Genomic DNA, 26,102 nt, shown 5'->3' with positions numbered 1-26,102 from the left:
AACTTTTGCGAAATTCTGTTATAATTAATAGTGTTACATACATAATGGTAGTGCAGGAGGCGCAGTCTTATGATTAATCAAGAACGTTTAGTAAATGAATTTATGGAATTAGTACAAGTAGATTCTGAAACGAAATTTGAAGCAGAAATCTGCAAAGTATTAACGAAGAAATTTACAGATTTAGGTGTAGAAGTATTTGAAGATGACACAATGGCTGTAACTGGTCATGGTGCAGGTAACTTAATTTGTACTTTACCAGCAACAAAAGATGGTGTTGATACAATTTACTTTACTTCTCATATGGATACAGTAGTTCCTGGTAATGGAATTAAGCCTTCTATTAAAGATGGATATATCGTATCAGATGGTACAACAATTTTGGGCGCGGATGATAAAGCTGGATTAGCATCAATGTTCGAAGCAATCCGTGTTTTAAAAGAGAAAAATATCTCTCACGGTAAAATTGAATTTATTATTACAGTCGGAGAAGAATCAGGTCTTGTTGGTGCAAAAGCTTTAGATCGTGAGCGTATTACAGCGAAGTATGGCTACGCATTAGATAGCGATGGAAAAGTTGGTGAAATCGTTGTTGCAGCTCCAACACAAGCGAAAGTGAACGCAATTATTCGCGGGAAAACAGCTCACGCTGGTGTAGCACCGGAGAAAGGTGTATCTGCAATTACTATCGCAGCGAAAGCAATTGCGAAGATGCCACTTGGTCGCATTGACTCTGAAACGACTGCAAACATTGGACGTTTTGAAGGTGGTACACAAACGAATATCGTTTGCGATCATGTACAAATCTTTGCAGAAGCTCGTTCTTTAATCAATGAGAAAATGGAAGCACAAGTTGCGAAAATGAAAGAAGCATTTGAAACAACTGCAAAAGAAATGGGTGGTCATGCAGACGTTGAAGTAAACGTTATGTACCCAGGATTTAAATTTGCTGATGGCGATCACGTTGTAGAAGTTGCAAAACGTGCAGCTGAAAAAATTGGTCGTACACCTTCTCTTCACCAAAGTGGTGGCGGAAGTGATGCAAACGTAATTGCAGGACACGGTATCCCAACAGTTAACTTGGCAGTTGGTTATGAAGAAATTCATACAACAAACGAGAAGATTCCTGTTGAAGAGTTAGCAAAAACAGCAGAATTAGTTGTTGCAATTATTGAAGAAGTAGCGAAGTAATAGAATAGAAAAAGCGTGTAAATCAATTGTGATTTACACGCTTTTTATTTTGATTCGATTGTTTTTACAAGGCGTATAAGCCAATACAAGAAAAATCATAGCAGTATATAATATTAGACGAGAGAAAAATTCAAACGTATTCATGTTGAAAATTGGAAGGAGTAAATAATTAATTATGATGATTAATATAACTACAAGGAACATATAGTTAATTTCACCATAATCAGCCTCTTTCACATGTGTATCCTCTTTATATGGATTATAAAAAAGAACAAGTAATTATTATAACTATTGTGCAAAATTTGATATAATAAAAGAACGAACGTTCTGATTAGGGAGTGAGTACTATGCGAGAAATGTATCCGAAAAATGGTCGTGTAATTTTACATGTAGATATGAATTGCTTTTTCGCATCTGTTGAAATTGCTCATGATCCATCATTACAAGGAAAGCCATTAGCGGTTGCTGGAAATGAAAAAGAGAGAAAAGGAATTATTATAACATGTAGTTATGAGGCGAGAGAATACGGAATACGTACGACGATGCCCCTTTGGGAAGCGAAAAGGTTATGCCCGCAATTAGTTGTAAGGCGTCCTAATTTCACATTATATCGCGAAGCTTCATTTCAAATGTTTCAAGTCCTTTCCCGTTTTACAGAAAAGATACAACCAGTCTCAATAGATGAAGGATATTTAGATATTACAGATTGCTACGCACTTGGTTCTCCTCTTGAAATAGCAAAGATGATTCAACAAGCACTATTAACAGAGTTGCAGCTTCCGTGTAGTATTGGAATCGCTCCAAATCTTTTCCTAGCAAAGACCGCTTCAGATATGAAAAAACCACTTGGTATTACCGTGCTTCGAAAACGCGATATTCCAGAACTGATTTGGCCACGTCCAGTTGGAGCAATGCATGGAATTGGTGAGAAAACAGCTGAAAAATTAAATGATATTCATATACAGACAATTGAACAGTTGGCAAAGGGAGACGAGCATATCATTCGCGCTAAAATTGGCAAGCACGGTGTTGATTTGCAAAGGCGTGCAAAAGGTATGGATGATAGGGAAGTGGATCCGAGTCAAATGGGACAGCATAAAAGTGTCGGTAACTCGATGACTTTTTCAAAGGATATGGATGAAGAGAAAGAATTACTTGATATGTTAGAACGTTTATCAAAGTCAGTGAGTAAAAGGTTACAAAAGCGAACCCTTGTCAGCTATAATATTCAAATTATGATTAAATACCATGATAGGCGAACAGTAACACGGAGTAAGCAATTGAAAAATGCGATTTGGGAAGAACGCGATATTTTTCAAGCAGCATCCCGTTTATGGAAGCAACATTGGGATGGTGATTCCGTTCGTTTACTAGGTGTTACAGCTACTGAAATAGAGTGGAAGACAGAATCGGTGAAACAATTAGATTTGTTTTCATTTGAAGAGGATGCAAAAAAAGAACCGCTACTTGCTGTCATTGATCAAATTAATGATAAGTATGGAACACTACTTTTACAACGAGGTAGTCAACTACTACGTAAGCAAGAGAAGTCGTTTCAACAAAAGTTAGAAAATAAATTTATGTAGAAGGTGTCATGAAGTAGTAAAAATCATGACACCTTTCCTATTTAACTCGCTTCTAAATCTAAAGAAGTCTTCCATCCAGCTCCAGTAACGCCAGATTCTAATAGCATTCTACTTACTATTTTTTCAATTAAGATAGCTGCATTTGTCTTGCAATGTAATATAGCCTGTATACAAACTTTTTGATTAGAATCTACATCTTCACTATACAACTCTTTTAAACTGAGCCCTTCTGTACTTACCATATGCATAAGTAAAAAACGAATATGTGCTTCAGTTTCTTCTGAACAAGTAAGGGAAAGTAAGTAGTTCGTTTGTTCAGGTGATTCTTCTTTTGATTTTTTATTCATAAAAAGAGCAATTGGACGAAGAAGTATATTTGCTAGTAACACGCCGGCTGCACCTAATATAGCTGCAACGAGGAAACCGGCGCCTGTAAGAGTACCGACAGCAGCTGCACACCATAAAGTAGCTGCCGTATTTAGCCCTCTAATACTAAAACCATCGCGGATAATAACGCCACCCCCTAAAAAACCAATGCCACTAACGACTTGAGCAGCAATGCGTGAGGGGCTAGCATCATGATCAAGCATGACGGATAATAAAACAAATATACAGGCACCAAGTGATACGAGAGCATTTGTCCGCAGCCCGGCCATTCGGTGTCTCCATTGCCTTTCCATTCCGATGCAAGCACCTACAATAATTGCGATAACTAATCTGAATACAATGTCGTACCATACCATCATGGTCACCTCCATATATAAGTATCTGTTATGTCTTTTAGAATGAGCGGGGAATACCCACTCATTCTTATTTTTACAACCAGCTATGAAACTTTTTAATATAAAGCTTTTTCAGGAATTGTGTTAAAAAAGCGTAGCCTAATAGTATTCCTACTAACCAAGGGAAGTAGCTAAGTGGCAATGCTTGTAAACCAACGGCTGCACCAAGTGGTGAGAATGGAATATAAATCCCGATTGCCATAATAAGAGCGGTTAATAAAACGACTGGTGTTGATGCAGTGCTTTGAATAAATGGAATCTTCTGTGTTCGTATCATGTGAACAATTAAAGTTTGTGTTAACAATCCAACCACAAACCAACCGGACTGGAATAATGATTGCTCGCTCGGTGTATTTGCGCCAAATACATTCCACATGACTACGTATGTGATAATATCAAATATGGAACTAATTGGGCCGATACAAATAATGAAGTTTCGTAAGTTTGCAGTATCCCATTTTCGTGGTTTTTCTAGAAACTCTTTATCCATTTTGTCCCATGGAATAGAAAGTTGGGAAATATCATAAAGTAAGTTTTGAATTAAAAGATGAATGGCAAGCATCGGTAAAAAAGGAATGAAAGCACTTGCTACTAACACGCTAAACACATTACCAAAGTTAGAGCTAGCTGTCATCTTGATATATTTTAAAATATTTCCGAATGTAGTACGTCCTTCTAAAATCCCGGCTTCTAATATAGTTAAACTTTTTTCGAGTAGAATAATATCAGAAGCTTCTTTCGCAATATCAGTAGCAGTATCAACAGATATTCCGACATCAGCTTCACGTAATGCTACAGCATCGTTAATGCCATCTCCCATGTAACCTACAGTGTGTCCGTTTCCTTGTAATGCGTGTATAATGCGAGATTTTTGCATTGGATTAAGCTTCGCAAATACAGTCGTTTCTTCAGCAAGTTTTGCTAATGCTTTATCTGGTAAAGAATCAATCTCGTAACCGAGGATTGGTTCGCCGATATCTAATCCAACTTCTTTACAAACTTTTCGTGTAACAATTTCGTTATCACCAGTTAAAATTTTTACTTGTACACCATGCTTTTGTAATGCTTGAATTGCAGCTGCTGCAGATGGTTTCGGTGGATCTAAAAAGCCGATATATCCAGTGAGAATCATATCAGTTTCGTCTTTTACTGCGTACTCTTTATCATTTATGTTTCTATCTTTTTTATAAGCCACAGCAATAACCCGCATACCTTCACTATTCAATGTCTCGCTTAGTTTTTTGACATTTGAGCGTATTTCCTCAGTGAGTGTAACGATTTTTTTATCCACTTCAGTGTAGTTGCAAATTGATAAAATTTCTTCTACGGCACCTTTACAAACCATTGTATGTTCACCTGAAATATCTTTTACGATGACTGACATACGCCGGCGGGCGAAATCGAATGGAATTTCATCTAGCTTTTGAAAAGCTGATGGGTCAAATGTATTGTTTTCCTCTGTATGCTTAATAACAGCTTTATCTATTAAGTTTTTCAATCCAGTTTGATAGAAACTATTTAAATAGGCAAATTGCAAGACGCGATTGCATTTATTTCCATTAGGATCTAAGTGACGAACAAGGATAACGTTATCTTCTGTTAAAGTTCCGGTTTTATCTGTACAAAGAATATTCATAGCACCTAAGTTTTGAATAGAATTTAGTTGCTTCACAATTACTTTTTGTTTAGACATGTTAACGGCACCTTTAGCTAAATTAGCAGTTACAATCATTGGCAACATTTCAGGTGTAAGGCCAACAGCCACGGCAATAGCGAAGAAGAAAGCTTCTTGCCAATCTCCTTTTGTGAATCCGTTAATGAGAAGGACAATAGGCGCCATAATAAGCATGAATGTAATTAAGAGCCAGCTTACTTTGTTTACACCTTTATCAAAGCTTGTTTCTACCCGCTTTCCGATTACCTTATTTGCTAAAGAGCCGAAATACGTATCAGTACTTGTTGAGATGACAACAGCTTTTGCGCTACCACTTACAATATTTGTTCCCATGAAGCAAAGGTTTTCCATATCGAGTGGATTGTAATTTTTTTTCATGTTTTTCGGTAAGATATGCTTATTTTCTGTATGGTAGCAGTTTTCGTATTTTTCTACAGGAAGTGCTTCCCCTGTTAAAGAAGATTGATTAACAAATAAATCTTTAGCGGATACAATACGCACATCGGCTGGAACGATATCACCTGCTGAAAGGGAAATAATATCGCCAGGTACAAGTTCCTCAATTGGAATTTCTGTTGTGTAATTTCGATTTAAATTCGTTACATTTTTTATTTCATGTACAAATCCATTTATTCTAAATACGCTCGCAGTTGTTCGAACCATAGCTTTTAATTTATCGGCAGCTTTTTGAGAACGAAATTCTTGGGAAAACCGAATCGTTGCACTAAGTAGGACCATTACAGATACGACAATTGTTCCTTGCATATCATCCGTGAAAAAGGAGAGTGCTCCAAGAGCTAATAAAACGAAAATAAATGGATTTTTAAATGCTAACAGAAGCTGAATGTACCACGGTGCCATTTTATTATGAGCTATTTCGTTCGGGCCATATAAAGAAAGTCTACGAGACGATTCTTGTTTAGATAATCCATCTTGAGATGTTTCTAAAAGTTTTAACGCAGAGCTTATATCTTGTGTTGCAACCTCCACTAATAATTCGTTATTTGTTTTCATGCTATCTTGCTCATAAGCATGCTTTGTTTCTTGTCTTTGTAAATTAAACATCGGTAGTTCCTCCTCTGTCATGAAGGAGGAAACAATCTGTTACCTAACTATTTGAAATGGTGAGGAACAGTTTTTTTCCTACCTACATGATGAAATATGAATGTAAAACGTATGGGTATCTGGGCCGAATCATCAATTGCCAACTGTTCCTCACCTCCGTACAATTTAGTAGTTTCTGAATATGCTATGTTTGTTTCATAGTAAGGTGCATATAGACGTAAAAAGACCTTTACTCAAAACGAGTAAAGGTCTGAATTCGCAGTTAAAAGAGTCCACAACAAAGACTGCTAGTAGACATAAATAAAAACAGTTTTTGTGTATGACAAAATACATGCACCTCTCCCTCGTTGAGTTTTAGCACTGTATAGCATAGGTACTGAAACCAGCTACGTTAAAAAAGGCCTTCATTCCGACCTTTCCTGTTGACCCATTGGCGTCTCTCGACATTTTTGGGCAGCAGCGTTTCTCTATACAGGAGCCTCACCTAACAGAGACCATATTCAATTACATGTTGAATGTTAGCACTGTAAAATCGTAGTGTCAATATCTTTTTTATCTGTGTTTTTAAAATATTAAATGGATTTATAATAGATATATGGGATGAAATGCATGATATTAATTATAAATAATGTGGAAAATAAATATTTTTATAAAAGGGGAATTTGTAATGGTACCACAAAATTTTATTATAAATATTGAGAATCAAAAGTGGTTGTTTAATGAGCAGGAAGATTTATGTTCTCACGGGGAAATTTATTTAAATGTGGATGGAACGATTATTACACAAACAGGTATGGATGAGGAATGGGGAATAAGTGAATCAGCTCTAGCTCTGTTACGAACTTTAGATAAAGAATATATTTGTGATATTGAAAATGAAGAGGGGCTTATTTTGCACGGATGTGGCACTATGCTCATGTTAGGATGCCCAATTTTAATTCATTGGACTATAAACCATATAGGCGAAAATGTGGTTTTAAAGGATTTTGTCAAAGTTATTTCTACTGATCAAAAGGCTATATACTATGAAGGGCTTCATATAGAAGTAAATGAAAATGAATATAGAAAACAAATTGTTTCTTTTGCGCTACAAGCAAAAGAATTATTCAATAAATCAAGTGAAAAGATAATTTTAGATGAGTTTGATCAAAGTATGTATACAGACTTGTGGACGGAATATAATCATTTGCTAAATAAGTATAAATAAAAAAGCACTGTAACCAGTGCTTTTTTATTATAGATTACGAGATTGTAGGGTTTTCAAAAATAACAATCTCTGAACTGTTTGTAGTTGAAACGCGTTGGGCGTAATATGTTAAAGCTGAAGAAATATATGCTGGTAACGTATCATTTGTATGTGATGTTGTATATTCATGGATTAATTCCTTTAAAGTTGTCCATTCTAATTGTGCTGGGTGATCAGACACGAAAGAACTTACCCAGCGATCAAATGAAGATGAAAAATCAGTTTGTAAACGAAATACTTCTTTCATAATAAAACGCTCCCTTAAAATGTAGTATAATCATTTTAACACAAAACACGAACGATTGCTAAATTTTTTAAGTATAACGTTCGTGTTATATAGTTGTCTAGATGATTGGTTATGTAAATTCAATTTGCCATTTGAAATAACATTCCGTAAGATGAGAGATAGAGTATATTTAGAGCTGGAGGAAAGAAAGTGGAATTTGTATTTTTAGGAACTGGTGCAGGTGTTCCTTCAAAAGGAAGGAACGTTTCAGCAATTGCTTTACAATTGTTAGAAGAACGAGGACAAACTTGGTTATTTGATTGTGGCGAGGCCACGCAACATCAAATATTACATACATCTGTACGTCCGCGCCGCATTGAAAAAATATTTATTACGCATTTACATGGCGATCATATTTTTGGATTGCCTGGTTTATTAGGTAGCCGTTCATTTCAAGGAGGAACTACGCCTTTAACGGTGTATGGACCGAAAGGAATTAAACAATTTATTGAAGTGGCATTATCGGTAAGTACGACACATGTGAAATATCCACTTGAAGTTGTGGAGATAACAGAAGAAGGTACCGTATTTGAAGATAATGAATTTTATGTAGAAACGAAAAGATTGTCACACGGTATAGAATGTTTTGGATATCGTATTGTAGAGAAAGATATACAAGGTGCTCTTTTAGTTGATAAGTTGCTTGAGATGGGTGTGAAACCAGGTCCAATCTTTAAACGTTTAAAGGATGGAGAAGTAGTTGAATTAGAGGATGGCACGATATTAAATGGAAATGAGTTTATCGGCCCACCTCAAAAAGGAAGAATTATTACTATCTTAGGTGATACGCGATATTGCGAAGCAAGTAGGGAGCTTGCGCAAGATGCAGATGTACTTGTCCATGAAGCGACTTTCGCAGCAGAAGATGAGCAACAAGCGCATGATTATTTTCATTCCACATCTAAGCAAGCTGCGAGCATTGCACTTCAGGCAAATGCGAAGCGATTAATCTTAACTCACATTAGTTCTCGCTATCAAGGAGATACATATAAGGAATTATTGAAAGAGGCAAGAGAGTTGTTTTCTAATACAGAAATAGCGACAGATTTGAAATCATTCCCAGTAGAAAAATAATAATTTTGTAAAAAATGGTAACGGTGGGTTACCATTTTTTTATGTCTAAAAAAATTTAAAAATAAAACTGTTATTATTTTATACTTATACTTGGATGATACAGAAAATTAGAATGGTTTGAATATATACGATAAAAATACGAAATAATGATTATTTAGAAAAACTGTTATATAAGTCAGATGACATACAAGTGATACAAATAGCAGGAATGGACTTTTATTCAGAACTTTTAAAATTCAACAAAAGTAAGCGTTTTATAAAAAACAAGCTATAATGAGGGCAGATTATAATTTATGATAAGTCACATGCTTTTTAGTTATTATCGTAACAAGTGAAGTTGACTAAACCATGAGAGAGTAACATGAGAATTATAATAGGAAAGATATCGCTTGTTTATGCTATCCTTGCAATGGCTTCTGTGTTAAACTTTGGATTGCTACCAGACTTTATTGTGGATTATCTTATATCATTTTTTAATGAAAATAATGCTAAGATTCTTATGTATTATTATAACTGGTATTATTTCAGGTTATATTGGATTACTTTTATTTAAAAATTATCCAATTCATACAGCAGAACAAATTCGTGGTACAACTGGAAAAGCGACAGATGTAGCAGGTTAATAGAATAGTAGAATAAATTTTTGCATAGAGGTTTAGGGGGAGTTATGATGAAGTATCGCTCAGTATTTGATATTATCGGTCCAGTTATGATTGGACCATCAAGTTCACATACAGCAGGCGCGGCAAGAATGGGGCAAGTTGCTCGCCAGCTGTTTCGTCATGAACCAGAAAGAGTAAGCATTTCGTTATATGGATCATTTGCAAAGACGTATCGAGGGCATGGTACGGATGTAGCACTAATCGGTGGAATATTAGGATTTGAAACAGATGACTTACGTATTCCAGAGGCGCTAGAAATAGCAAAAGAGCGCGGAATTGAAGTGGAATTCATTGAAGAAGATGCCAATGCACCTCACCCAAATACAGCGAAAATTCGTTTGTATAAAGGTGAAGAAGAAATTGAAGTTGTTGCTTGCTCAATTGGTGGCGGTAAAATTGAAGTTGTAGAATTAAACGGATTCGATCTTCAATTATCAGGCACAAGTCCAGCACTACTTATTGTAAATAACGATCGCTTCGGTGCTATTGCAGCAGTAGCTTCAATCCTTGCGAAACATGAAATTAACATTAGTACAATGAGTGTTTCTCGTAAAGAAAAAGGAAGAAGAGCGCTTATGGTCATCGAAACAGATGAATTATTAGCAGATGAAGTGATTGAAGAAATAAACGCGCAACAAAATATTTGTCAAGTAACTATTATGGAATAATTGCAGGGGGGACACACCATGTTTCGGAACGCAGCGGAACTAGTGGCGCAAGCTAAAGAACAAAATGTAAAAATCGCAGAAATTATGATTCAATGTGAAATGGAAACAAGAAGTATTTCACGTGAAGAAGTAATTGCTGGTATGGAAAAGAACTTAGTCGTAATGGAGCAAGCAGTAGAACGTGGTATTCGCGGAGTGAAATCACCAACTGGTTTAACTGGCGGAGATGCTGTAAAAGTTCAGGCGTATATGAATAGCGGAAAAGGCTTATCTGGAGATACGATTTTGGACGCGGTGAGTAAAGCTGTTGCAACAAATGAAGTAAACGCGGCGATGGGAATTATTTGTGCAACACCAACAGCAGGGTCTGCTGGAACAGTGCCAGGTGTACTGTTTGCACTGCAAGAAAAATTAAAACCGACACGCGAAGAGATGATTGAATTTTTATTTACAGCAGGAGCTTTCGGTATGGTTGTTGCGAATAATGCTTGTATTTCCGGCGCGGCAGGAGGTTGCCAAGCTGAAGTAGGTTCAGCAAGTGGAATGGCAGCAGCAGCTGCAGTTGAGATGGCTGGTGGAACGCAAGATCAAGCAGCTACAGCGATGGCGATTTCATTAAAGAATATGCTTGGTTTAGTATGTGATCCTGTTGCAGGACTTGTAGAAGTACCTTGTGTAAAACGTAATGCAGCAGGAGCTGCAAATGCGATGATTTCAGCAGATTTAGCATTAGCTGGTGTAACGAGTACAATTCCATGTGATGAAGTAATTGAGGCAATGTTTAGAATCGGACAAACGATGCCAGTAGCACTTCGTGAAACAGCTGAAGGTGGACTTGCAGCAACGCCGACTGGTCGTCGCCTGCAAGAAGAGATTTTTGGGAAGAACAATAACTAAGTGTAATTATAGAAAAAGGAGCTCAAATAAACTTGAGCTCCTTTTTTTATTTTTCTTTTGTTAGTTGTTCTAATGTTTTTCCAAGATTATGTGATCTTTCCGTTGCCTGTGTAATACAAGAAATAAGTGCTTGTTGAAATTTATGTTCTTGTAATACTTCAATGCCTGCCTCGGTCGTTCCGCCAGGCGAAGTAATTTCCTTTCGCAAAACAGAAGGGTGTTTTTCGCTTGCTTTTAGCATTTCAGCAGCACCAATCATCGTTTGAAGAATAAGTGATTTTGCAACATCTTCTTTTAAACCAATTTTTTTTGCAGCTTCTTCCATAGCTTCCACTACGTAATAAATATAAGCAGGTCCACTTCCGGATAATGCAGTGACAGCATGCATATCTTCTTCCTCTACAACAGAGACGAGACCAATCGTTTCAAATAAAGATGTTGCAGTGCGAATATGTTCCGCTGTTGCATGTTTCGAAGGGGAGATAGCGGTAGCTGATTTTAAAATGGCTGCGGATGTATTTGGCATTGCACGAATAATTGGAACGTCTTTTTGAAGTAGTTTTCTAATTGAGTGAGTAGAAACACCTGCTAGTAATGAAATAATAAGCACGTTATTATTTATGTATTCTTTAAAAGGGATAAGCGCCTCTGCAACATCCTTTGGTTTCATTGCTAGAAAAAGAATATTTGCATCAGTAAGTAATTCTTTTTTATTATGAGTACCTTTGACACCGTATTTTTTATGTAGCTCTTGTAATCTTGTCTCGTTAGAACGATTACTTACAGTAATTTGTTCACATTTAACAACATTTGCATGTAACAAGCCACCAATAATAGCTTCAGCAATAGAGCCTGCACCGAGAAAGGAAATGTTTTGAATAGACATGATGTTCCTCCTTTAATTTTGGTTAGAAATTCTTATAAATGTACATACATTCGTTTTTTTATAGGAAACACCTCTTTTTATCTGAAAATAATGACAAATATATATAGAAGTTGTAAACTGAAGAAGTATTCATTTTTGAACCGGAAAGAGACAGGGGGGCTAAGCATGACGGCGATTCACCGAATGGAGATTCCTGTACCATTTGCAGTGGAAACTGTGAATGTGTTTTTAGTTGAGGGGGAGACATTAACATTAATTGATACAGGGACGAATACAGAAGAGGCAAGAAATGCGTTAGAAAGTCAATTAGGTACATTAGGACATACGATAGAAGATATTGAAACAGTAGTCATTACGCATCATCATGCAGATCATTGTGGACTTTTAAATATATTTTCTGAGAAGACGAATATTATTGGACATCCTTGGAATGAGCCTTGGATCACACAAAATCCAGAGTTTTTAAAGCGGTATCATGAATTTTTTAGAGAGACGGCCTTACAGTTTGGTGTGCCAGCAGCATTTTTGAAAGACGATTCGTTATTGACGACGAGGACACTTAAATATTCTTGTAATAGATCGTTAACGCATACTGTGAGAGAAGGAGATCGTATTAATTCTTTGCCTGGATTTACAGTGCTTGAAACACCAGGTCATGCTTCTACTCATATTTCTTTATATAGAGAATCTGATGGAATATTAATTGGTGGAGATGCTCTCATTAGTCATATTTCTTCGAATCCAATACTAGAACCACCATATGAAGGGCAAACAGAACGGGCACGCCCATTACTACAATATAATCAAACATTACAGCGTTTAAGCGAAATGAATATTTCACGCATTTTATCAGGGCATGGGGAAGATGTTCTAAATGTGAAACAACTTATTGAAACGAGATTACAAAAGCAAGAAACACGTGCTTTTAAAGTACTTGAGTTATTAAAGGAAAAACCAATGACAGCATTTGAAGTATGTGTAAAACTATTTCCGGTATTATATAAAGAACAATTACCACTTACTATTTCAGAAACGGTTGGACAATTGGACTATTTAGCATATAATCAACAAGTGATGATTGATGAGTCATCGCAACAATTGATTTATTATGCAAAGTAGGTGACAGCAATGACAGGACGTTTACAAAATAAAGTAATCGTCATTACAGGTGCTTCTAGTGGGATTGGTGAGCAAGTTGCAATGCAAGTTGCAGCACAGGGAGCGACTCCAGTATTAATGGCTCGAACAGAAGAGAAACTACAAGCGTTAGTAGACAAAATTAAAGAAACTTATAATACGCCTTGCTATTATTATGTATTAGATGTAAGTGATGAGATGGAAGTACAGTCTGTTTTTTCAAAGGTATTACAAGAAGTGGGACGTATTGATATATTAGTAAACAATGCGGGATTTGGTATTTTTAAAACGTTTGAAGATGCGTCAATGGGTGAAGTAAAAGATATGTTCCAAGTAAATGTATTTGGATTAGTAGCATGTACGAAAGCGGTACTACCTTATATGGTAAACAAGAATGAAGGACATATTATTAATATTGCTTCACTTGCTGGAAAAATTGCAACTCCGAAATCGAGTGCTTATGCAGCAACGAAACATGCCGTATTAGGATTTACGAATAGTTTACGCATGGAATTAGCCAATACAGATATTTATGTTACAGCAATTAATCCAGGTCCGATAGATACAAACTTTTTTGAAATAGCGGATCAATCTGGTACATATGTAAAGAATATGGGACGTTACATGTTAAAACCAACATACGTAGCAGAACAAATCGTAAAGTCGATGCACACGAAAAAACGTGAAGTAAACTTACCGAAGTGGATGGGAATTGGCCCGAAACTTTATGCTTTATTCCCAGGTTTATTTGAACGTGTAGCAGGTAAATCATTAAGTAAAAAATAGGAGATTTCCATATGGAAATCTCCTATTTTTTATTGTTTTCCAGTTACATAATCATAAACAATATCCTCAATTTCCTCGTATAAATCAATTTCAATATTTGAATGAGTCACCGTTTGAATATGTTTCACTAGCATTTCCTGATCTTCTTTTGATATTGGACTGCATTGATATTGTTGAAAACTTTTTATAATCATTTTCTCAATTAATTTTTCGTTCATATTTTTCCCCGCCTGTATGTACGTATGTATTGTTTTATTGTACTTGAAGTGAAATAAAAAAACTACTATGCACTATTTTTGTATAAAAATTCGGTTGAGTATATTATTTTTCTAATAAAATTAAGTTTTTTTAGATTTAAAAATTTATAAATATTTAATTGACTCTATAAATATACAATATTATAATCATACTTAATTTAAAGAATCGATATGAGGAGGAACTTATGAAAGTCGCAATTATTGGAGCCACTGGATATGGGGGCATTGAGTTAATTCGTTTATTAGAACAACATCCATATTTTTCGATAGCATCTCTCCATTCTTTTTCACAAGTTGGTGAGTGTATAACAAATGTATATCCGCATCTTCGAAATGTCCTTTTTCATACGTTACAAGAAATTGATGTGGAGACGATAGGAAAAGAAGCAGAAATCGTATTTCTAGCAACCCCAGCAGGAGTATCGGCGGAGTTAACTCCCAAGTTATTAGCAGAAGGTTTAAAAGTAATTGACCTATCTGGAGACTTTCGTATGATAGATCCTTCGTCATATGAACTGTGGTATAAAAGGCCAGCAGCGAAAGAAGAAATTCTTAGAAAAGCAGTGTATGGGTTAAGTGAATGGAAAAGGACTGGGATTCAAAAGGCAAATTTAATTGCAAACCCAGGATGTTTTGCTACAGCCACATTGCTAGCGATAGCGCCGTTAGTACGTAGCGGCATGATTGAAGAAGATTCGATTATTATTGATGCGAAATCAGGGGTATCAGGAGCAGGTAAAACACCAACAACAATGACTCACTTTCCTGAGCTATATGATAACTTGCACATTTATAAAGTGAATGAGCATCAGCACGTTCCAGAGATTGAGCAAATGCTTACAGAATGGAATAGTGGATCACAGCCAATTACATTTAGCACACATTTAATACCGATATCTCGAGGAATCATGATTACACTTTATGCAAAAGTAAAACAAAAGATGGAAATAAAGCAACTTCAAAAATTGTATGAAGAAACGTATGAACAATCGCCTTTCATCCGAATTTGTACGCAAGGGAAATTTCCAAGTCCAAAAGAAGTGAGAGGCTCAAATTATTGTGATATTGGCATAGCTTACGATGAAAGAGCTGAAAGAGTTACGGTCGTTTCTGTTATAGACAATATGATGAAAGGCGCGGCTGGGCAAGCGATTCAAAATGCAAACATAATAGCGGGACTAGAAGAGACAACAGGTTTACAACATATGCCGCTTTATGTATAAGGGGGACATGATGATTAAAGTAGCGTCTATTACAAAATTAGAAAATGGTTCAATTGTAACGCCGAAAGGCTTTTCGGCAATTGGTACTGCAAATGGTTTAAAAAAGGAGAAAAAGGATTTAGGTGCCATCGTTTGTGATGTACCAGCATCATGTGCCGCTGTGTATACAACGAATCAAATACAAGCAGCTCCTTTGCAAGTAACAAAGGATAGTATAACGGCAGAAGGGAAGTTACAAGCAATTATCGTTAATAGTGGAAATGCAAATGCTTGTACTGGAATGAAAGGATTACAAGACGCATACGAGATGCGCGCATTAGGGGCGGAACATTTTGGGATGAAAGAAAATTACGTTGCAGTAGCTTCAACAGGTGTAATTGGTGTTCCACTGCCGATGGATATAATCCGAAAGGGAGTTGCAACTCTTATACCGACGAAGGAAGAAAGTGAAGCATATTGTTTTTCTGAAGCAATTTTAACGACGGATCTTATAATGAAAGAAACTTGCTATGAAATGATTATTGATGGGAAGAAAGTGGCGATTGCGGGTGTTGCAAAAGGTTCAGGGATGATTCATCCGAATATGGCAACGATGCTTAGTTTTATTACGACAGATGCTCATATAGAGCATGACGTATTGCAAACAGCGTTATCACAAATAACGAATCATACATTTAATCAAATTACGGTAGATGGAGATACTTCTACGAATGATATGGTCATCGTTATGGCAAGTGGATTATCAGAAACAAGGCCGATAAATATGGAACATACAGATTGGGAAACTTTCGTATGTGCTTTACAGCAAGTATGTGAAGATTTAGCGAAAAAAATTGCGCAAGATGGTGAAGGAGCTACGAAGTTAATAGAAGTAAATGTGCTAGGAGCTCAAACGAATGAAGAGGCAAAAAAAATTGCAAAGCAAATAGTCGGTTCGAGTCTTGTGAAAACAGCAATACATGGTGAAGACCCAAACTGGGGGCGAATTATTAGCAGTATTGGACAAAGTGAAGTAGCTATTCATCCGAACACAATTGACATTACTCTTCAATCTATATCGGTATTAAAAAATAGTGAGCCTCAAATATTTTCTGAAGAAGAAATGAAAGAGAGATTACAAGAAGATGAAATAGTCATTAATGTGTACTTACACTTAGGTGAAGAGACAGGATCAGCTTGGGGCTGTGACTTAAGCTATGAATATGTGAAAATAAATGCTTGTTATCGTACATAAGGAGAGAGAAGATGAGCGATTATATTGTAGTGAAATGCGGCGGTAGTATGTTGAATCAATTAAATGCTGTGTTTTTTGATTGTATAAAGAAATTGCAACAGAAGTATAAAGTGGTGATTGTTCATGGTGGTGGGCCAGAAATTGATGCCAAATTAAAAGATTGTAACATCAACGTAGAAAAAAGAGATGGATTACGCGTAACACCAAAAGAAGTTATGGATGTTGTTCAAATGGTGCTATGCGGAAGTACGAATAAAAAACTCGTAATGAATTTACAAAAGCATAATTTACTTGCTGTAGGTTGTTCAGGGTGTGACGGTAATTTACTTCAAGTTCAACCTGTCAGCGAGGAGATAGGATATGTGGGAGAAGTAAGTTATGTAGAAACAGCCTTATTAAAAGGATTAATAAATATGGGGTATATTCCTGTTATTGCTCCAATCGGGGTAAATGGTAATGAAATTTATAACATAAATGCGGACAATGCTGCAGCTGGGATTGCGGCCGCGTTAGGGGCAAAAGAGTTGATTTTTATTACGGATGTAGATGGAATATTACATGAAGGGAATTTGGTAAAGGAAACGGATGAATCTGAAATTGCAACTTTTATAGAAACAGGTGTTATTACAGGTGGGATGATTCCGAAAGTACAGGCGGCACTAGCATCATTAAAAATGGGAGTGCAAAAGATAAGTATTGTGAATGGTACAAAAGATTTTACTGAGGTTACGGGAGAGTGTATTGGAACGACGGTAACGAAAGGTGTGAGTATTGCATGACGAGTCATCTTTTTCAAACGTATGGCAGAAGAACTATTGAGTTTGTAAAGGGAACTGGAACGAAAGTTATTGATAATAAAGGTAAGCAATATTTAGATTTTACATCAGGAATTGGCGTATGTAATTTAGGACATTGTCACCCTACTGTTCTCAAAGGTGTACAAGAGCAACTTGATGATATATGGCATATATCTAACCTGTTTACAAACAGCTTACAAGAAGAAGTTGCGTCATTATTAACAGAAAATAGAGCATTAGATTATGTATTTTTCTGTAATAGTGGGGCAGAGGCAAATGAAGCGGCTTTAAAGTTAGCACGTAAGCATACTGGAAAATCTCTCGTCGTAACATGCCAGCAGTCTTTTCACGGTAGAACATTTGGAACGATGAGTGCAACAGGCCAAGATAAGGTAAAAGAAGGATTTGGTCCATTACTTCCATCTTTTTTACATATCCCTTTTAACGATATTAAAGCATTAGAGGAAGTAATGAATGAAGAAGTTGCGGCGGTAATGGTAGAAGTTGTTCAAGGAGAGGGAGGAGTAATACCTGCTGATCTATCTTTTTTGAAAGAGATTGAAACATTATGTAATAAGTTCGGTTCCTTATTTATTATAGACGAAGTACAAACGGGGATAGGAAGAACTGGAACACTATTCGCTTATGAACAAGTGGGAATAGTGCCTGATATCGTTACCGTTGCAAAGGCGCTTGGGAATGGGATTCCTGTCGGAGCGATGATTGGCCGGAAAGAGCTCGGAGCGTCGTTTACTGCAGGATCACACGGTTCAACTTTTGGCGGGAATTACATCGCGATGGCTGCAGCGAAAGAAGTATTGCAAGTAAGTAAAAAACCATCGTTTTTAAAAGAAGTACAAGAAAAAGGCGAGTACGTATTAGAGAAGTTGCAAGAGGAATTACAGCATGTCGAATGTATTCAAAATATACGTGGTAAGGGGCTTATGATTGGGATTGAGTGTAAGCATGAAGTTGCAAGTTTTATAGAACAACTAGAAAACGAAGGACTTCTCGTATTACAAGCAGGCCCTAATGTTATAAGACTATTACCGCCACTCATTGTCACGAATGAAGAGTTAGAACAGGCAGTATATATAATAAAAAAAGTAGTTTGTACAAAAAACGTATCAATCATATAAGGGGGAAGTTTCATGTCAACTTTACAAGTACCGAAATTAAATACGAAAGATCTTTTAACACTAGAAGAATTAACGAAAGAAGAAGTTATTTCTTTAATTGAGTTCGCTATATATTTAAAAAAGAATAAGCAAGAGCCTTTATTACAAGGCAAAATATTAGGGCTTATTTTTGATAAGCATTCAACTCGTACTCGTGTATCTTTTGAAGCGGGAATGGTACAACTCGGGGGACATGGTATGTTTTTAAGTGGGAAAGAGATGCAAATGGGAAGAGGAGAAAGCGTTTCAGATACTGCGAAAGTATTATCACAGTATATTGACGGGATCATGATACGTACATTCTCACACGCGGATGTAGAAGAGCTTGCAAAAGAATCGAGTATTCCTGTTATTAACGGTTTAACGGATGATCATCATCCTTGTCAAGCATTGGCAGACCTTATGACGATATACGAAGAAACAAATACATTTAAAGGAATAAAATTGGCTTACGTAGGTGACGGAAATAATGTATGTCATTCATTGTTGCTAGCGAGTGCAAAAGTCGGAATGCATATGACTGTGGCAACGCCTGTAGGGTATGAACCGAATGAAGAGATTGTAAAAAAAGCGTTAGCAATTGCCAAGGAAACAGGAGCTGAAATTGAAGTTTTGCATGATCCTGAATTAGCGGTGAATGAAGCAGATTTCATTTATACTGATGTTTGGATGAGCATGGGGCAAGAGGGCGAAGAAGAGAAGTATACTTTATTTCAACCTTACCAAATCAATAACGAACTTGTTAAGCATGCGAAGCAAACATATCGTTTCTTACACTGTTTACCTGCCCATCGTGAAGAAGAAGTAACAGGAGAAATTATAGATGGACCGCAGTCTATCGTCTTTGAGCAAGCTGGTAATCGATTGCATGCTCAAAAAGCGTTATTAGTGAGTTTATTTAAAAATGTAGAAGAGCCTTCCTAAAAGGGAGGTTTTTTTTATTAAAATGTCGGATGTATATTTGGTTAACCATTTCGATATCATTTATAATAAAAGAGAAAACTAAATTTGTTTTTCAGAGTGTGTAAGGACATACTACATATAAAAATATAGTTAAAGAGATGATGAGGGTGAAAACAACTAAGAAAACATATTCGTTTTTCCAGCGGATGTGGAGAATATTAAAGTTTCAATATTATAAGTTGCTTCGATCGCCAGAAGGCGCAAAGAAAGTATCGTTAGGGTTTGCTATAGGATTCGGCTTAGAAATGTTAGTCATTTATACGGCATCGCTCGTATATGTAATATTTTATCCAATCGTCAGGTTAGCAAAGGGATCTTTTCCTGCGGCAGTTATTGGCAATATTATTGGGAAAATATCGTTTCTCCCAGTATTTTTATTTCCGCTTGCGTATGCGCTAGGAAAAATGATTTATCCATTTCATGTACAGAAAATTAATCATGAACCATTTACGATATCGGACTTGTTTTCAAGTCACATTTTTACGATATTAAAGAGCTTATTACAAAGTGAAGTGTATGTATTAATTGGAATGACGATTTTAGGAGTTGTGTTTGGTCTCATTTCATATTTCGTTGTGCATTATTTATACGAAAAGAACCGTAAGTTACGTTTGAAGAAAAGGAAGAAACGAGTGAGAGAACCACTTGTACAATTATAAACAATGTCACATTCATTTTCTCCTTTGAATATGTTTAAGAAAAAGGAGGAGAGGGTAATGTATTATTATTACGTACCTCAAGTATATCCATATGTAAATTATTATCCGGTTTATGATACGAGTAGACAATACGAATTATATCGGCAACAACAATTACAGCAATTATCACAAATACCACAATTACCAACACAACAGCCTACACAGGAAAAAAAACCATATTTAACAACATGGCCATATTCCAATGTATACTATGGTAACTATTACGAATCATAAAGCTGCTTCTATTTAGAAGCAGCTTTATACGTTTGTTTTCAAAATTAAATTTTGAATGGTTTGAAGAGAATGAATGAGCTTTTCGCGCTCTTCCTCAGATAATGTTTGGAAATTTTCTTTTAGTTTGTCTAAAATGAATTGCTGATACTGATTTACTAATAATTTCCCTTCAGCTGTTAGGGAAATTAAAATGACCCGTCGATCTTTTTCGCTATAATGACGCTCTATTAGTTCTTCTTGAATAAGTTTGTTTAATAGAGGTGTCATGTTAGGCCGTGAAATCGCTAGCCGCTTGCCGATTTCGGAAACTGCTAATGTGCCGTTTTCATGCAAAAGCAGTAATACTTGTGTATGTGATGGCGGCATATGTCTTTGAGAAGAAAATTCTCCAGGAAGCATAAATTTGCGATAAAAAAGAGGCACTAGCGAAAGAAGATGATCAACAATACGTTCCCACTCGCGTGATTCCATATAAAGGCCCCCTTCCACTATCATTGTAACAAAAAAGACATGTTATAAAAATAGAATTGTTTCATGGGAATTTTAATATTTGTAGGCCAACACTTTTTTTGTAAATGAATCGGCAATAATCGTATAGCCTTTATCATTTGGGTGTACTTGGTCAAAGAGCAATTCTTTTTTATCATTCGATATTAATTTACGAATTGGCAAAACGATAGATGGTTGATTCACTTTTGCAATGGAATAAACGGATTCATTCCAGCCGTCTAAAAACATATCTGCATAACTTGCGATGGAGTCATCGAGTTGTAACGGGTTATAGAGTTCAGAAAGAATGAGTAAAGCATCCGGATTTTGATCTCGGACTGTCTTTACAATATTTTTTACATCCGCTTCAAAATGAGCTTTTTCTTTATTTAACATTTTAATACCGTCTATAACACCGACATCACGATTTAAGCGAAATAAATTATTTCCCCCAATATTAATTGTAATGATATTTGCTGCTCTAATTTTTTGCTTTACATCTTCTGATTGAACTTTTTTAGCGAGACGATCTGTTGTAAGACCGTTTACCCCAAGGTTTTCTACTGTAATTGGTTTGTGAATTTGTGCTTCTATTTGCTTAGAAGCTAATTCAGCAAATCCACCTTGTGTCGATCCATATCCTTTAGCGAGTGAATCACCTAATACAAGATGATAAAAAGATTCGTTTGTTTGCTTATCAATCCAATTTGGGGCAGATGTTTTTTCTGTTTTTTCTTCAGATTCATTTTGTTTTGTCTCGTCGTTCTTTTCAAAATAAGAATAAGAAATGATCAGAAGGAGGAGACAAACAATTGTTAAGATGACTTTTTTCATAAATTCATCCTCCTTGTAATTGGTAATTGTATCATATTCAGCAGTATTAGCAATGTAAGGGCATATTATATGTTTATGAAAAGTTTATAATAACTTTACAGAAAATTTGTTGAAGTTTGTCAAAAAATATTGACGATAGGAAAGAACTTTATATATGATAATGTCAGATAAGGTGAAACTTTAATGAGTGGGAGCTTTATTTCCTATTAATTAATAGTCTTCATCAATCGGGCGTTTAAGGGGACTACTCGTTAGCGCAGGGTGAAATGAAAATTGTGTCTCTAATAGAAGAAAAAAGGTATGTGGTTAGAGACAGATAGGGATTCATTTCATTATTTCTGGTAATTGTATAAGGGGGATTTTTTGTGAAAAAGTCAAAAAAAATGCTAGCTGGAGCAACTCTTGCTATTGGTGTTATAGCGCCGCAAGTATTGCCAGCAACAGCTCATGCGGATGAGCAAACTGGGGAGAGTACAGTTAACTTACGAATTCTAGAAACATCAGATATTCACGTTAACTTAATGAATTACGATTATTATCAAACGAAAACAGATAATAAAGTAGGTCTTGTGCAAACGGCAACACTTGTAAATAAAGCACGTGAAGAAGCGAAAAACTCTGTCCTATTTGATGATGGGGATGCATTACAAGGGACACCGCTTGGAGATTATGTAGCAAATAAAATAAAAGATCAGAAGAATCGTGTGGATCCTAGTTATACACACCCATTATATCGTGTAATGAATTTAATGAAGTATGACGTCATCTCTCTTGGGAATCATGAATTTAACTACGGTTTAGATTATTTAAACAAAGTGATTGAAAAAACGGATTTCCCGGTTATTAACTCGAATGTCTATAAAGACGACCATGATGATAAGGAAGAGAACGATGAAAATTATTTTAAACCATATCATATTTTAGAGAAAGAAGTAGTGGATGAAGCAGGCCAAAAACAAATAGTGAAAATTGGTGTAATGGGATTTGTTCCACCACAAATCATGAACTGGGATAAAGCGAACTTAGAAGGAAAAGTAAAAGCGAAAGACATCGTCGCAACAGCAAACATAATGGTGAAAAAAATGCAAAATGAGGGTGCGGATATTATCGTTGCATTGGCTCATTCAGGCGTCGATAAGAGCGAATATAAAGAAGTGAATAAAATGGAAAATGCATCATATCATTTAGCAACACAAGTTCCTGGCGTAGATGCAGTATTAATGGGACATTCACATACTGAAGTGAAGGATGTATTTAATGGTGTTCCAGTTGTAATGCCTGGTGTTTTTGGTAGTAACTTAGGTATTATTGATATGCAATTGAAAAAGGTAAACGGAAAATGGGAAGTACAAAAAGATCAATCTAAGCCACAACTTCGCCCGATTGCTAATAGTAAAGGTACCCCATTAGTAGAATCTGATCAAAAATTAGTTAATGAAATTAAAGATGAGCATCAAGCGACAATCGACTATGTAAATACACCTGTAGGTAAAACGAAAGCACCAATTAATAGTTATTTTTCATTAGTACAAGATGATCCTTCTGTACAAATTGTGACAAATGCGCAAAAATGGTATGTAGAACAAGAACTTAAAAAACCAGAGTACGAAAAGATTAAAGATATTCCGGTTTTATCTGCAGGGGCACCATTTAAAGCAGGTGGTCGAAACGGTGCAACATATTATACGGATATTCCAGCTGGAACGTTAGCGATTAAAAACGTTGCAGATTTATATGTATATCCAAATACGTTATATGCTGTAAAAGTAAATGGGGCACAAGTGAAAGAATGGCTTGAAATGTCTGCAGGTCAGTTTAATACAATTGATCCAAAGAAAACAGAAGAACAGCCATTAGTAAATATAGGCTATCCTACATATAACTTTGATATTTTAGATGGCTTAAAATACGAAATTGATGTAACACAACCGGCGAAATACGATAAAGATGGAAAAGTTGTAAATGCAAATACGAATCGTATTGTAAATATGACATATGAAGGTAAGCCAGTAGCTGATGATCAAGAGTTCATCGTCGCTACAAATAACTATCGTGGAAGTAGTCAAACGTTCCCAGGTGTAAGTAAAGGGGAAGTTGTATACCAATCACAAGATGAAACACGTCAAATCATTGTGAAGTATATGCAAAAAATAAAAGATATTGATCCAGCAGCTGATCAAAATTGGACATTTAAACCGATTGTTGCAGATAAATTAAATACAACATTTGATTCTTCACCAAATGCACAAAAGTATATAAAGAAAGATGGAAAGATTTCATATGTTGGACCATCTGAAAATGAATTTGCGAAATATGCAATTGATATAACGAAGAAGAATGATGATAAAGAAACTGGTGAAGGAAATCCAACGACACCGCCAACAGGTGGTGGAGAAAATCCGACGACACCGCCAACAGGTAATGGAGAAAACCCAACACCACCAACAGAAGAAGGTAATAATGGTAATGAACCAAAGCAAGATGGAAATAATACCGGATCTGGACAAACTACAACAGATGATCAAAATACAAAAGAAACAACAACAACTGTAAGTGAAAATAAAGAAGCTGAAAAAGATGAACGTGATTTACCGAAAACAGGTGCAAGTATTGCTTCTACAATTGGAGCTGGTCTTGCGTTTGTTGGAGCGGGATTACTTATGTTATTTAGAAGAAAGAAAGCGAATAGATAGTCGAGAAATATAAAAAGGATTACCGATTTGGTAATCCTTTTTGTTATATTATGAAACTGGTACTGCTTTTTCTTTTTTCCATGAAAGACCGAATCCAGTAAAACCGACGATAATGGTTACGACTGGACAAGCTAAACAGAAGATTGCGTATGGCAGGTAATCGAATGTTGGAACGCTAAGAACATTTGTTAAGAATACGCCACTGACACCCCATGGTACGAGTGGATTAATTACTGTACCAGCATCTTCTAATACTCGTGATAAATTACGACGCTCTAAACCGACTTCATCGTATTTATTAGCGAATGCTTGTCCTGTTAAAACGATGGATAAGTACTGCTCACCAAGTAAGAAGTTTACACCAATTGCAGTTGAAGCAGTAGAAATAATTAAGCGTGTACTAGTTTTTACGAAGCTAGAGATAATATTCATCAGCTGCGCTATAATGCCCATTCCTTGTAATAATCCTCCCATACAAAGAGCTAGGAAAATAAGAGCAATTGACATCATCATACTTTGCAGGCCACCGCGAGATAATAAGCTATCAATATCTTTGATACCAGTTTTAGAAACGTAACCGTCTTGCATAATTTTCATTAAATCAGCTAAAGAAGTGCTAGGTTTAAAAATAAAGAGAATAATAATTCCTACCACAATTCCTGCAAGTAATGTTGGAACTGCGGGTACCTTTTTAAATGCGAATAGGAACAGTAATAAAATAGGAATAAGTGTAACGATAGAAATCGTTGCATTTTTTTCTAGTGTATTAATAAATGCTGAGAAATCAACGTTTCCACCAGATCCGCTTCCTAAAATGAAAAATGCGATAAAAGCAATAATGAAAGCTGGCACTGTTGTCCAAAGCATGTTACGAATATGTTCAAATAAATCTACACCCGTTACAGCAGGCGCTAAGTTTGTTGTATCAGATAAAGGAGACATTTTATCTCCGAAGAATGCACCAGAAATAATTGCACCAGCAATAAGAGCTGGATCGTATCCAAGGGCAGTACCCATTCCCATAAAAGCAAGTCCTACAGTTGCAGCAGTTGTAAAAGCACTACCGATACTCGTTCCAACAATTGCACAAACAACAAAAACAGTTGGAACGAAAATTTTTGGAGATACAAGCTGGAAGCCGTATACCATTAAAGTCGGAATAGTTCCAGCTGCGATCCAAACGCTAATTAATACGCCTACAAGTAAGAAAATAAATATAGATGGAATACCAGCTGAAATACTACTAATCATCCCTTTCTCCATAGTAGACCAAGAGATTTTCTTCAGGAATCCAAATGCTAATAAAAGAACGATACCAAATAAAATTGGGATGTGTGGTGAAACTTCTAATTGAATAACACTAAAACCAATACAGAAAAAGATAAAAATTGTTAAAAGAACAGACTCAATTTTTGAAACCATTGTTTTCCCCTCCTAAGTAATGTAAAATAGCTCTTTTTTATATAAAATTCGCCAATATTGTATATTTCCTTCTAAAATTTAGAATTTTGTGACAAATTACCGGTAATTGTTAGTCCTTCTATATGATACGGAAATGATTGGA

General features: G+C 35.9%; 25 protein-coding genes, 1 pseudogene and 1 riboswitch. Of the genes and pseudogenes, 17 read left to right on the top strand and 9 right to left on the bottom strand.

Annotated features, from left to right (window positions below; all coding sequences use genetic code 11):
* Positions 1-69: 69 nt before the first annotated feature.
* Positions 70-1,188, top strand: coding sequence for a tripeptidase T (locus tag DN400_RS13595; RefSeq protein ID WP_000609816.1), 1,119 nt, complete (start codon positions 70-72; stop codon positions 1,186-1,188).
* A gap of 44 nt (positions 1,189-1,232) precedes the next feature.
* Here the strand turns inward: DN400_RS13595 and DN400_RS30290 are convergent.
* Positions 1,233-1,425 (bottom strand): annotated as a pseudogene (locus tag DN400_RS30290) (hypothetical protein).
* 110 nt (positions 1,426-1,535) lie between these two features.
* On the opposite strand from DN400_RS30290, the gene DN400_RS13585 reads away from it, so the two are divergent.
* The gene (locus DN400_RS13585; protein WP_025118230.1) at positions 1,536-2,774 is read left to right on the top strand and encodes a DNA polymerase IV; all 1,239 of its coding nucleotides are present in this window, start codon (positions 1,536-1,538) and stop codon (positions 2,772-2,774) included.
* A gap of 41 nt (positions 2,775-2,815) precedes the next feature.
* Here the strand turns inward: DN400_RS13585 and DN400_RS13580 are convergent, their stop codons facing one another.
* Positions 2,816-3,517, bottom strand: a complete 702-nt coding sequence (locus tag DN400_RS13580; protein WP_048563851.1) for an MgtC/SapB family protein — start codon at positions 3,515-3,517, stop codon at positions 2,816-2,818.
* A 73-nt stretch (positions 3,518-3,590) separates the two neighbouring features.
* Complete coding sequence (mgtA, locus tag DN400_RS13575; RefSeq protein ID WP_065229325.1) at positions 3,591-6,296, bottom strand: magnesium-translocating P-type ATPase; 2,706 nt, start codon at positions 6,294-6,296, stop codon at positions 3,591-3,593.
* 331 nt (positions 6,297-6,627) lie between these two features.
* Positions 6,628-6,795: riboswitch (M-box (ykoK) riboswitch) on the bottom strand.
* 168 nt (positions 6,796-6,963) lie between these two features.
* Here mgtA and DN400_RS13570 point away from each other — a divergent pair.
* Complete coding sequence (locus tag DN400_RS13570; RefSeq protein WP_000249062.1) at positions 6,964-7,503, top strand: hypothetical protein; 540 nt, start codon at positions 6,964-6,966, stop codon at positions 7,501-7,503.
* Between the two features lie 34 nt (positions 7,504-7,537).
* Here the strand turns inward: DN400_RS13570 and DN400_RS13565 are convergent, their stop codons facing one another.
* The gene (locus tag DN400_RS13565; protein WP_000665709.1) at positions 7,538-7,789 is read right to left on the bottom strand and encodes a DUF3932 family protein; all 252 of its coding nucleotides are present in this window, start codon (positions 7,787-7,789) and stop codon (positions 7,538-7,540) included.
* Positions 7,790-7,978: 189 nt separating this feature from the next.
* Between DN400_RS13565 and rnz the strand changes: the two genes are divergently transcribed.
* The 4 genes from rnz to sdaAA all read left to right on the top strand — a co-directional run bounded on the left by rnz (position 7,979) and on the right by sdaAA (position 11,129).
* Positions 7,979-8,902: a ribonuclease Z gene (rnz, locus tag DN400_RS13560; RefSeq protein ID WP_000397454.1), complete on the top strand. Its 924-nt coding sequence runs from the start codon at positions 7,979-7,981 to the stop codon at positions 8,900-8,902.
* Between the two features lie 485 nt (positions 8,903-9,387).
* Positions 9,388-9,525 carry a hypothetical protein gene (locus DN400_RS29465; protein ID WP_000943432.1) on the top strand — a complete coding sequence of 46 codons (138 nt, stop codon included), beginning with the start codon at positions 9,388-9,390 and terminating at the stop codon, positions 9,523-9,525.
* Between the two features lie 47 nt (positions 9,526-9,572).
* The gene (gene sdaAB, locus DN400_RS13550) at positions 9,573-10,232 is read left to right on the top strand and encodes an L-serine ammonia-lyase, iron-sulfur-dependent subunit beta (RefSeq protein WP_000877448.1); all 660 of its coding nucleotides are present in this window, start codon (positions 9,573-9,575) and stop codon (positions 10,230-10,232) included.
* An 18-nt stretch (positions 10,233-10,250) separates the two neighbouring features.
* Positions 10,251-11,129, top strand: a complete 879-nt coding sequence (gene sdaAA, locus DN400_RS13545) for an L-serine ammonia-lyase, iron-sulfur-dependent, subunit alpha (RefSeq protein WP_000489464.1) — start codon at positions 10,251-10,253, stop codon at positions 11,127-11,129.
* Between the two features lie 46 nt (positions 11,130-11,175).
* Here sdaAA and proI read toward each other — a convergent pair whose 3' ends face one another.
* Positions 11,176-12,015: a pyrroline-5-carboxylate reductase ProI gene (gene proI / locus DN400_RS13540; protein WP_000027243.1), complete on the bottom strand. Its 840-nt coding sequence runs from the start codon at positions 12,013-12,015 to the stop codon at positions 11,176-11,178.
* A 165-nt stretch (positions 12,016-12,180) separates the two neighbouring features.
* Between proI and DN400_RS13535 the strand changes: the two genes are divergently transcribed.
* Both DN400_RS13535 and DN400_RS13530 read left to right on the top strand, forming a co-directional pair.
* Positions 12,181-13,134, top strand: a complete 954-nt coding sequence (locus tag DN400_RS13535) for an MBL fold metallo-hydrolase (RefSeq protein WP_000125133.1) — start codon at positions 12,181-12,183, stop codon at positions 13,132-13,134.
* A 9-nt stretch (positions 13,135-13,143) separates the two neighbouring features.
* The gene (locus DN400_RS13530; RefSeq protein ID WP_000147789.1) at positions 13,144-13,938 is read left to right on the top strand and encodes an SDR family NAD(P)-dependent oxidoreductase; all 795 of its coding nucleotides are present in this window, start codon (positions 13,144-13,146) and stop codon (positions 13,936-13,938) included.
* Positions 13,939-13,967: 29 nt separating this feature from the next.
* Here DN400_RS13530 and DN400_RS13525 read toward each other — a convergent pair whose 3' ends face one another.
* The gene (locus tag DN400_RS13525) at positions 13,968-14,156 is read right to left on the bottom strand and encodes a YqzH family protein (RefSeq protein WP_001003222.1); all 189 of its coding nucleotides are present in this window, start codon (positions 14,154-14,156) and stop codon (positions 13,968-13,970) included.
* 224 nt (positions 14,157-14,380) lie between these two features.
* Here DN400_RS13525 and argC point away from each other — a divergent pair, with 224 nt between their 5' ends.
* The 7 genes from argC (at position 14,381) to DN400_RS13490 (ending at position 20,522) form a co-directional block, all read left to right on the top strand.
* A complete protein-coding gene (gene argC, locus DN400_RS13520; protein ID WP_000861239.1) occupies positions 14,381-15,418 on the top strand; it encodes an N-acetyl-gamma-glutamyl-phosphate reductase in 1,038 nt (345 codons plus the stop codon).
* A gap of 10 nt (positions 15,419-15,428) precedes the next feature.
* Positions 15,429-16,652, top strand: a complete 1,224-nt coding sequence (gene argJ, locus DN400_RS13515) for a bifunctional glutamate N-acetyltransferase/amino-acid acetyltransferase ArgJ (RefSeq protein ID WP_140158991.1) — start codon at positions 15,429-15,431, stop codon at positions 16,650-16,652.
* A gap of 11 nt (positions 16,653-16,663) precedes the next feature.
* Entirely contained in the window at positions 16,664-17,431 is a 768-nt protein-coding gene (argB, locus tag DN400_RS13510) for an acetylglutamate kinase (protein WP_001286792.1), read from the top strand.
* Positions 17,428-18,588, top strand: coding sequence for an acetylornithine transaminase (locus DN400_RS13505; protein WP_147801716.1), 1,161 nt, complete (start codon positions 17,428-17,430; stop codon positions 18,586-18,588). The genes argB and DN400_RS13505 overlap by 4 nt, the downstream gene beginning before the upstream one ends.
* Before the next feature lie 12 nt (positions 18,589-18,600).
* Positions 18,601-19,551 carry an ornithine carbamoyltransferase gene (argF, locus tag DN400_RS13500; protein ID WP_147801715.1) on the top strand — a complete coding sequence of 317 codons (951 nt, stop codon included), beginning with the start codon at positions 18,601-18,603 and terminating at the stop codon, positions 19,549-19,551.
* Between the two features lie 137 nt (positions 19,552-19,688).
* A complete protein-coding gene (locus DN400_RS13495; protein WP_097911970.1) occupies positions 19,689-20,249 on the top strand; it encodes a DUF2062 domain-containing protein in 561 nt (186 codons plus the stop codon).
* Between the two features lie 57 nt (positions 20,250-20,306).
* On the top strand, positions 20,307-20,522 hold the full coding sequence (locus tag DN400_RS13490; protein ID WP_000291957.1) for a hypothetical protein: 216 nt from the start codon (positions 20,307-20,309) through the stop codon (positions 20,520-20,522).
* A gap of 24 nt (positions 20,523-20,546) precedes the next feature.
* Here DN400_RS13490 and DN400_RS13485 read toward each other — a convergent pair whose 3' ends face one another.
* Positions 20,547-20,993, bottom strand: coding sequence for a MarR family winged helix-turn-helix transcriptional regulator (locus tag DN400_RS13485; RefSeq protein WP_000445819.1), 447 nt, complete (start codon positions 20,991-20,993; stop codon positions 20,547-20,549).
* A gap of 72 nt (positions 20,994-21,065) precedes the next feature.
* Positions 21,066-21,845: a GDSL-type esterase/lipase family protein gene (locus DN400_RS13480; protein WP_097911974.1), complete on the bottom strand. Its 780-nt coding sequence runs from the start codon at positions 21,843-21,845 to the stop codon at positions 21,066-21,068.
* 365 nt (positions 21,846-22,210) lie between these two features.
* Here DN400_RS13480 and cpdB point away from each other — a divergent pair, with 365 nt between their 5' ends.
* Positions 22,211-24,538 carry a bifunctional 2',3'-cyclic-nucleotide 2'-phosphodiesterase/3'-nucleotidase gene (gene cpdB / locus DN400_RS13475; RefSeq protein WP_097911976.1) on the top strand — a complete coding sequence of 776 codons (2,328 nt, stop codon included), beginning with the start codon at positions 22,211-22,213 and terminating at the stop codon, positions 24,536-24,538.
* Between the two features lie 48 nt (positions 24,539-24,586).
* Here cpdB and nhaC read toward each other — a convergent pair whose 3' ends face one another.
* Entirely contained in the window at positions 24,587-25,960 is a 1,374-nt protein-coding gene (nhaC, locus tag DN400_RS13470) for a Na+/H+ antiporter NhaC (protein ID WP_147801714.1), read from the bottom strand.
* Positions 25,961-26,102 lie beyond the last annotated feature (142 nt).

It is taken from the genome of Bacillus sp. AR8-1, assembly GCF_008042345.1.
GTDB lineage: Bacteria > Bacillota > Bacilli > Bacillales > Bacillaceae_G > Bacillus_A > Bacillus_A cereus.
This window is presented reverse-complemented; position numbering and strand designations above follow the sequence as displayed.

Coding starts and splice junctions, on each gene's coding strand:
- DN400_RS13595 (WP_000609816.1), top strand. CDS start 70: ATGATTAATCAAGAACGTTTAGTAAATGAATTTATGGAATTAGTACAA.
- DN400_RS13585 (WP_025118230.1), top strand. CDS start 1,536: ATGCGAGAAATGTATCCGAAAAATGGTCGTGTAATTTTACATGTAGAT.
- DN400_RS13580 (WP_048563851.1), bottom strand. CDS start 3,517: ATGGTATGGTACGACATTGTATTCAGATTAGTTATCGCAATTATTGTA.
- mgtA (WP_065229325.1), bottom strand. CDS start 6,296: ATGTTTAATTTACAAAGACAAGAAACAAAGCATGCTTATGAGCAAGAT.
- DN400_RS13570 (WP_000249062.1), top strand. CDS start 6,964: ATGGTACCACAAAATTTTATTATAAATATTGAGAATCAAAAGTGGTTG.
- DN400_RS13565 (WP_000665709.1), bottom strand. CDS start 7,789: ATGAAAGAAGTATTTCGTTTACAAACTGATTTTTCATCTTCATTTGAT.
- DN400_RS29465 (WP_000943432.1), top strand. CDS start 9,388: ATGCTAAGATTCTTATGTATTATTATAACTGGTATTATTTCAGGTTAT.
- sdaAB (WP_000877448.1), top strand. CDS start 9,573: ATGAAGTATCGCTCAGTATTTGATATTATCGGTCCAGTTATGATTGGA.
- sdaAA (WP_000489464.1), top strand. CDS start 10,251: ATGTTTCGGAACGCAGCGGAACTAGTGGCGCAAGCTAAAGAACAAAAT.
- proI (WP_000027243.1), bottom strand. CDS start 12,015: ATGTCTATTCAAAACATTTCCTTTCTCGGTGCAGGCTCTATTGCTGAA.
- DN400_RS13535 (WP_000125133.1), top strand. CDS start 12,181: ATGACGGCGATTCACCGAATGGAGATTCCTGTACCATTTGCAGTGGAA.
- DN400_RS13530 (WP_000147789.1), top strand. CDS start 13,144: ATGACAGGACGTTTACAAAATAAAGTAATCGTCATTACAGGTGCTTCT.
- DN400_RS13525 (WP_001003222.1), bottom strand. CDS start 14,156: ATGAACGAAAAATTAATTGAGAAAATGATTATAAAAAGTTTTCAACAA.
- argC (WP_000861239.1), top strand. CDS start 14,381: ATGAAAGTCGCAATTATTGGAGCCACTGGATATGGGGGCATTGAGTTA.
- argJ (WP_140158991.1), top strand. CDS start 15,429: ATGATTAAAGTAGCGTCTATTACAAAATTAGAAAATGGTTCAATTGTA.
- argB (WP_001286792.1), top strand. CDS start 16,664: ATGAGCGATTATATTGTAGTGAAATGCGGCGGTAGTATGTTGAATCAA.
- DN400_RS13505 (WP_147801716.1), top strand. CDS start 17,428: ATGACGAGTCATCTTTTTCAAACGTATGGCAGAAGAACTATTGAGTTT.
- argF (WP_147801715.1), top strand. CDS start 18,601: ATGTCAACTTTACAAGTACCGAAATTAAATACGAAAGATCTTTTAACA.
- DN400_RS13495 (WP_097911970.1), top strand. CDS start 19,689: ATGATGAGGGTGAAAACAACTAAGAAAACATATTCGTTTTTCCAGCGG.
- DN400_RS13490 (WP_000291957.1), top strand. CDS start 20,307: ATGTATTATTATTACGTACCTCAAGTATATCCATATGTAAATTATTAT.
- DN400_RS13485 (WP_000445819.1), bottom strand. CDS start 20,993: ATGGAATCACGCGAGTGGGAACGTATTGTTGATCATCTTCTTTCGCTA.
- DN400_RS13480 (WP_097911974.1), bottom strand. CDS start 21,845: ATGAAAAAAGTCATCTTAACAATTGTTTGTCTCCTCCTTCTGATCATT.
- nhaC (WP_147801714.1), bottom strand. CDS start 25,960: ATGGTTTCAAAAATTGAGTCTGTTCTTTTAACAATTTTTATCTTTTTC.